The organism is Thermoanaerobaculia bacterium (genome assembly GCA_035260525.1).
GTDB lineage: Bacteria > Acidobacteriota > Thermoanaerobaculia > UBA5066 > DATFVB01 > DATFVB01.
Genome location: DATFVB010000012.1, coordinates 1 through 5,880, shown reverse-complemented (window position 1 = coordinate 5,880; position 5,880 = coordinate 1). Strand labels below are relative to the sequence as shown.

Sequence of the window (5,880 nt, the reverse complement as noted above, 5' to 3'; positions counted from 1 at the left end):
TCCCAACCTGCCGTTCCGGCTCGATGAGCCGACCGTGGCCGCCGGTCTCAACTTCACGTTGTCGACCCGAATCGGTGCGATCGACCTCCTCGGCGAAGTCGCAGGCGGCGGGTCTTACGAGGCGCTGCGGCCCGACAGCCGCGAGATCGAGATCCTCGGTGTCCGCTGCCGCGTGGTCACTCTGGAGAAACTCATCGAGCTCAAGCGCGCGGCGGGCCGGCCGCGGGATTTCGACGCGATCGCCGAGCTCGAGGCCCTGCGGGAAGAGCGGGACCGAGCCTAGCCGGACGCTCCGGCTGCCCGCGCATCGACGATTTCGCTCCACCGCGTCTCCCGCGGCCGCCTCACTCGAGGTTCATCTGCCGCAGTAGAGCGACGAAGCGGGGATTCCCCCGGAGCGCGTCGAACCGCGGGTGTACCTTCAACCAGACCAGCGGCGGATCGTGCTCCGCGTAGGCGCGCTCGAGCCAGGAGAGAGCCTCCTCGTGCTCTCCGAGCCTCGCGTAGATGGAGGCGATTCCCCACGGCGACGTGAATCGCTCCGCTCTCCGCCGTTGCAGCTGGTCGAGGATGGCGAGCGCCTCTTCCCGGTTACCGGCGACGGCGAGCGCGTTGGCGCGCCCGACGGACGCGTCGGCCGCGGTGGCCCCCGACAGGCGGATCGCGGCCTCGTACTCGCGGATGGCCTCTTCGATGTCCCCCGAGAACTCGAGCGCGCGCGCGATGTCACTGTGGCCGGCCTGGAACTCCGGGTCCATCTCGAGCGACTTGCGGTAGTACTCGATCGATTCGCGGTAACGACGCGCGAAGAACAACGCGTCGCCCACCGCCGTGTGGATGATGAGCGAGAGAGGATCGAGATCGAGCGCCCGGTGGACTTCCTCCAGCGCCTCCTCGTGCCGGCCCAATCCCGACAGGAACTGTCCGTACCAGCGGTGTCCGGTCGCATAGCTCGGGTTCAGCCGGAGGGACTCCCGGAACGAAGCCTCGGCCGCCGGCCAGTCCCAGTCGTGCAGCCAGTGGACGTAGGCGAGCGAGGCGTGGGCGTCGGCGAGCCGTGGATCGATCTCGAGGGCGCGGAGCGCGGCCGCCCGGGCCTTCGGAAAGGCCTCGTCCGGCGCGGTGATCTTCATGCTGCCCATGATCCCGTAGGCGTCGGCGATCCCTCCCCAGGCCAGGGCGTACGCGGGATCGATCTCGATCGCGCGCTGGTACAGCTCGATCGCACTCTGGACGCCCTCGGTCGTCCACTTGTTCCAGAAGTAGCGGCCCTTCAGGTACGCCTGGTACGCCTGCGCGTTCCGCGTCGGAGCCTTCGCGACGCGACGCCGCTCGGCGCCCGACAGCTTGAACCGGAGGCGCTCGCAGATCTCCCGCGCGATCTCGTCCTGGACGTCGAGCAGGTCCGCCATCGGCCGGTCGTACACCTCTCCCCAGATCCGAAATCCGGTCTGCGCGTCGACGAGCTCCGCCTGCACGCGCAGCTTTTCGGAGGTTCCGGTGAGCTTGCCCGTGAGCACCGCGCGGACCCCGAGCGCCCGTCCCGCCTCGAGCGGATCGCGCCCGCGGAAGCGGGAGACCGTCGAGAGCGCCATCACCTGGAGCTTCGGGAGCTCCGACAGGCCGTGGATGATCGATTCGGTGACGCCGTCGGTCAGGTAGTCGTGCGCCGGGTCGCCCCCGACGTTGATCAGGGGGAGGACGGCGACGGAGTCGATGGCCTTGCGGCGGACCCGGCCGCCCGAGGAGCGCGTCCGTGGAGCAGGAGCGGTGGGCGTCGCGAGGTCGCGGAGCTGAAGCGAGAGATCGTGGGCGGAGGAGAGGCGACGCTCGGGGTCCTTCTCGAGGCAGCGCCGGACGATCCGGGCGAGCGCGGGATGGACGTCGGCCGGAATTCCGGAGAGATCGGCCGGATCCGGCGCGAGGATCGCGGAGAGCGCCGCCACCGGGCCGCCGGGGAACGCCGCGCGTCCGGACAGCATTTCGTGGAGCACCGCGCCGAATGCGAAGAGGTCGGTCCGTGCGTCGGTCGGGAGGCCGCGGGCCTGCTCGGGAGACATGTAGCCGACCGTGCCGAGAATCGCGCCGCCGGCGGTGCGGGCGGTTTCGGTCGCCGCGGCCGACGGCGCCGCGCCGGCCGGAGCTTCCGCGTGCGCCAGCCCGAAATCGAGGATCTTCACGAGGCCGGCGGGCCCGAGCATGACGTTTTCGGGCTTGAGGTCCCGGTGCACGATCCCGGCCGCGTGGGCGCGCGCGAGCCCGTCGGCGATCTGCGCGGCGAGGGCGACCGCCTCGCGCGGCGGTACCCGCCCGCGGCCGATCCGTTCGCGGAGCGACTCCCCTTCGACGAGCTCCATGGCGATGAAAGCGACCCCGCCCTCCTCGCCGATGTCGTGAATGGTCACGACGTTCGGGTGGTTCAGGCGGGAGGCCGTGCGCGCCTCCTCCTCGAACCGGCGCATTCGATCGGGATCGCCCGCGAAGCCGGGGGGAAGGATCTTGAGGGCGATCTCGCGGCCGAGACGGACGTCGCGCGCCCGGTACACCTCGCCCATTCCGCCCGCTCCGAGCGGAGAGAGGACCTCGTAAGGACCCAGCCGGGCGCCGGCCGAAAGCGGCATCGGAAAAGAGTCTACCGCCCGCGCGGCGCGAACCGTACCGGCTGATTTTTTTCTTGACACCGCGCGGCGGATCAATAAAAATTCTCCTTGGTGAATACTTATTCGATCGGCTCGACGATGCGCCGCCGCGACGAGATGGTCCGGATCATCCGGGAGGCCTCGGTGCGCTCGCAGGACGAGCTGCAGCGGCTGCTCCGGCATCGCGGCTATCCCGCGGCGCAGCCGACGGTGTCCCGCGATCTCCGCGAGCTCGGGATCGCCAAGGGCCCGGCCGGCTACGTGCTGCCGGTGGCCGCGCGGACCGACGTCGTCGCCCCGTCCGTCCCGGAGGCGCCGGCCGGCCCCGAAAAGCGCGAGGAGAAGCTCGCCCGGGTCGTGCGCGAATTCGTCCTCCGGGTCGAGACGGCGGCCTCCCTCGTCGTGCTCCGGACGCCGCCCGCCGACGCGTCTCCGGTCGCCCGCGCGCTCGACGAGGCCGCCCTCCCCGAAGTGGTGGGAACGGTCTCGGGCGACGACACGATCTTCCTCGCGACCCGCTCCGGCGCCGCCGCCGCGCGCCTGACGCAGCGTCTGCGCTCCCTGATCTCTCCCGAAGCGAAACCTCGAGCCCGGTCGGCGCAGCCGCGCCGATCGAAGCGTTCCTGAACCGGCGTCCGTCGAGAGGATGCCGGAATGAACGTCTTGCAGAGGAAACGTGTATCGGTCGTCGGGGCGACGGGCTATGCCGGGGGAGAGCTCGCGGCGATCCTCGCGCGCCACCGCGGCACCCGGTGGGCCGGCATGTTCTCGAGCCCCGGAGGGACCGCCGCGCGTTTCGGCGCGCTGCACCCCGCGCTTTCGGGCTCGGACGGCCCCGACGCGGTTCCGTTCACGATCGAGGCGCTCGCCGAAGGGGAGCCGGACTTCGTGTTCCTCGCCACGCCCCACGAGGCGTCGGCCGAGGCCGTTCCGGAGATCCTCGACCGCCTCCCGGGGGCGCGGATCGTCGACCTCTCCGGCGCGTTCCGCCTCGCGGCGGGAGAGTATCCGCGCTGGTACGGGTTCGCGCATCCCTCTCCCGGCCTCCTGCCGGACGCGGTCTATGGGCTGACCGAGTGGTGCGACGGAGAGCTCGAGACGGCGCGTCTCGTCGCCAACCCGGGCTGCTACGCGACCTCGGCGCTCCTCCCGCTCAAGCCGGTCGTCGATCTCCTCGATCCCTCCCAGCCCGTCGTCTGCGACAGCAAGAGCGGGGTGTCGGGAGCCGGAAAGCGGTCGGAGCTCGCGTATTCGTTCACGGAGCTCTTCGGCAACGCGAAGGCGTACGCGGCGGGAACTCACCGGCACGAGCCGGAGATCGCGGCGCATCTGGGCGCCGGGGCCCCGCCGCTGTGTTTCGTGCCGCATCTCCTTCCGGTCCCGCGGGGAATCCTCTCGACGCTCCACGCGGGGTTCTCGCGCGCGGTCGCCGCCGACGAGCTCGCGGCCGCCTACGGCCGGGCGTACGAAGGGAGCCGCTTCGTGCGGGTGCTGCCGGCGGGAGAGCTGCCGGAGCTCAAGGCGGTCGTGGGAACGCCGCGCGCCGACATCGGCTTCGCGCTGCTTCCCGGCGGCCGCCGGGCGGTCGTCGTCTGCGTTCTCGACAACCTGTTGAAGGGCGCCGCGTCGCAGGCGATCCAGAACTTCAACCGGATGGCCGGATTTTCCGAGGAGGAGGGGCTGGCGTGAAGATCGAGAACGGTCCGTGGGTCGTCAAGCTCGGCGGGAGCCTGCTCGAGAACGAGGGCCGCCGCCGGCGAGCGCTCGCGGCGATCGCGCGCGCGTGGAACGAAGGGACCCCGCTCGTCGTCGTGCACGGCGGCGGGCGCAAGATCGACGAGCATCTGGCGGCGCTCGGCCTCACGCGGAGCGTCCACCGGGGACTTCGCGTCACCGGTCCCGCCACACTCGAAGCCGTCGTCGCGGTCCTCGCCGGGATCGTCAACAAGTCGCTCGTGGAGGAGCTCCGCGGCCTCGGCATCTCCGCGGCGGGGATCTCGGGGGTCGACGGCGCGACGATCGTCGCGGAGCGCCATCCTCCACTCGACGGCGTCGAGCTCGGGCGGGTCGGGACCGCGCCGCACGCCCGTCCGGACGTCCTCACGGTCCTCCTCTCCGCCGGGCTCCTTCCCGTGCTCGCTCCGATCGCGGCCGGACGCGACGGAGGAATCCTCAACCTGAACGCGGATGCGGCCGCGGCCGCCGTCGCCTGCTCGCTCGCCTCGCCTCGGCTCGTCTTCTTCACCGACGTGGAGGGAGTGCGCGACGGAGCGGGACGGACGCTTTCGCGCCTGAGCGCGGCGGCCGCGCGGGAGCTGATCGAAAGCGGAGCCGCGTCGGGCGGCATGCGGCCGAAGCTCGCCGCGGCGCTCGCGGCCCTCGCCGACGGCGTCGGGGAGATCGTGATCGCCGGGCCCGATCGCCATGCCGACGTCCTCGACGGACGCCATGGAGGGACGTCTCTTGTCGCGGCGTAAAGCCGCGCCCGTTGAGTCGCGTAAAGCCGCGCCAGCGTCGCGGCGTGGAGCCGCGCCCGTTGAGTCGCGTGGAGCCGCGCCAGCGTCGCGGCGTGGAGCCGCGCCCGTTGAGTCGCGTGGAGCCGCGCCCGTTGAGTCGCGTAAAGCCGCGCCAGCGTCGCGGCGTGGAGCCGCGGCGCAGGAGAGGATGCCGCGCGAGATCCCGGCGCGGGAGAAGTCGCCGTGCAAGTCCGCGGCGCGCCGACCGTCGCCGGCGGCCGCCGAAGTCGAGGCCCGTGATCGCGAAACCGTGCTCGGGACGTACGCGCGCACCTCCTTTCATCCGGTATCCGGCCGGGGCGCCCGTCTTTTCGACTCCGACGGAAAGGCGTACTGGGACCTGCTCGGGGGGATCGCCGTCAACGCTCTGGGCATCCGCCACCCGCGGCTCGTGCGCGCGCTCGCGGAAGGCGCGCGCGGGGTCTGGCACGTGTCGAACCTCTTCTACCATCCCTCGCAGGGGCTTCTCGCCGAAAGGCTGGTTCGCGCCTCGGGCCTGTCGAAGGCGTTCTTCTGCAACAGCGGAACGGAAGCCATCGAGGCGGCGATCAAGCTCGCCCGCCTCGCCAACCCCGGGCGCGCCGGCATCGTCGCCGTCGAAGAGAGCTTCCACGGCCGGACTTTCGGCGCGCTTTCCGTGACCGGCCACGAGGAATATCGCCGGCCCTTCGAGCCGCTCGTGCCCGGCGCGCGTTTCGTGCCTCCGAACGACGCGGCGGCGCTCT

Annotated in this window: 6 protein-coding genes; 5 read left to right on the top strand and 1 reads right to left on the bottom strand. The window is 71.6% G+C overall.

Features of this window, described 5'->3' with window-relative positions; genetic code table 11:
• Window positions 1-283, top strand: a 283-nt coding sequence (locus VKH46_00395) for a hypothetical protein (GenBank protein HKB69274.1), incomplete at its 5' end; no start/stop codon positions are given.
• Between the two features lie 61 nt (window positions 284-344).
• On the opposite strand, the gene VKH46_00390 is transcribed toward VKH46_00395, so the two are convergent.
• Window positions 345-2,621, bottom strand: coding sequence for a protein kinase (locus tag VKH46_00390; GenBank protein ID HKB69273.1), 2,277 nt, complete (start codon window positions 2,619-2,621; stop codon window positions 345-347).
• Between the two features lie 90 nt (window positions 2,622-2,711).
• Here VKH46_00390 and VKH46_00385 point away from each other — a divergent pair, with 90 nt between their 5' ends.
• The 4 genes from VKH46_00385 to VKH46_00370 all read left to right on the top strand — a co-directional run.
• Window positions 2,712-3,266 (top strand): hypothetical protein, encoded by a 555-nt coding sequence (locus VKH46_00385; GenBank protein HKB69272.1) that lies wholly within the window; start codon window positions 2,712-2,714, stop codon window positions 3,264-3,266.
• A gap of 27 nt (window positions 3,267-3,293) precedes the next feature.
• Complete coding sequence (gene argC / locus VKH46_00380) at window positions 3,294-4,328, top strand: N-acetyl-gamma-glutamyl-phosphate reductase (protein HKB69271.1); 1,035 nt, start codon at window positions 3,294-3,296, stop codon at window positions 4,326-4,328.
• Entirely contained in the window at window positions 4,325-5,116 is a 792-nt protein-coding gene (gene argB / locus VKH46_00375) for an acetylglutamate kinase (GenBank protein HKB69270.1), read from the top strand. The genes argC and argB overlap by 4 nt, the downstream gene beginning before the upstream one ends.
• A 187-nt stretch (window positions 5,117-5,303) precedes the next feature.
• Window positions 5,304-5,880 (top strand): aminotransferase class III-fold pyridoxal phosphate-dependent enzyme (locus VKH46_00370; GenBank protein ID HKB69269.1); only part of this gene is annotated, 577 nt, incomplete at its 3' end.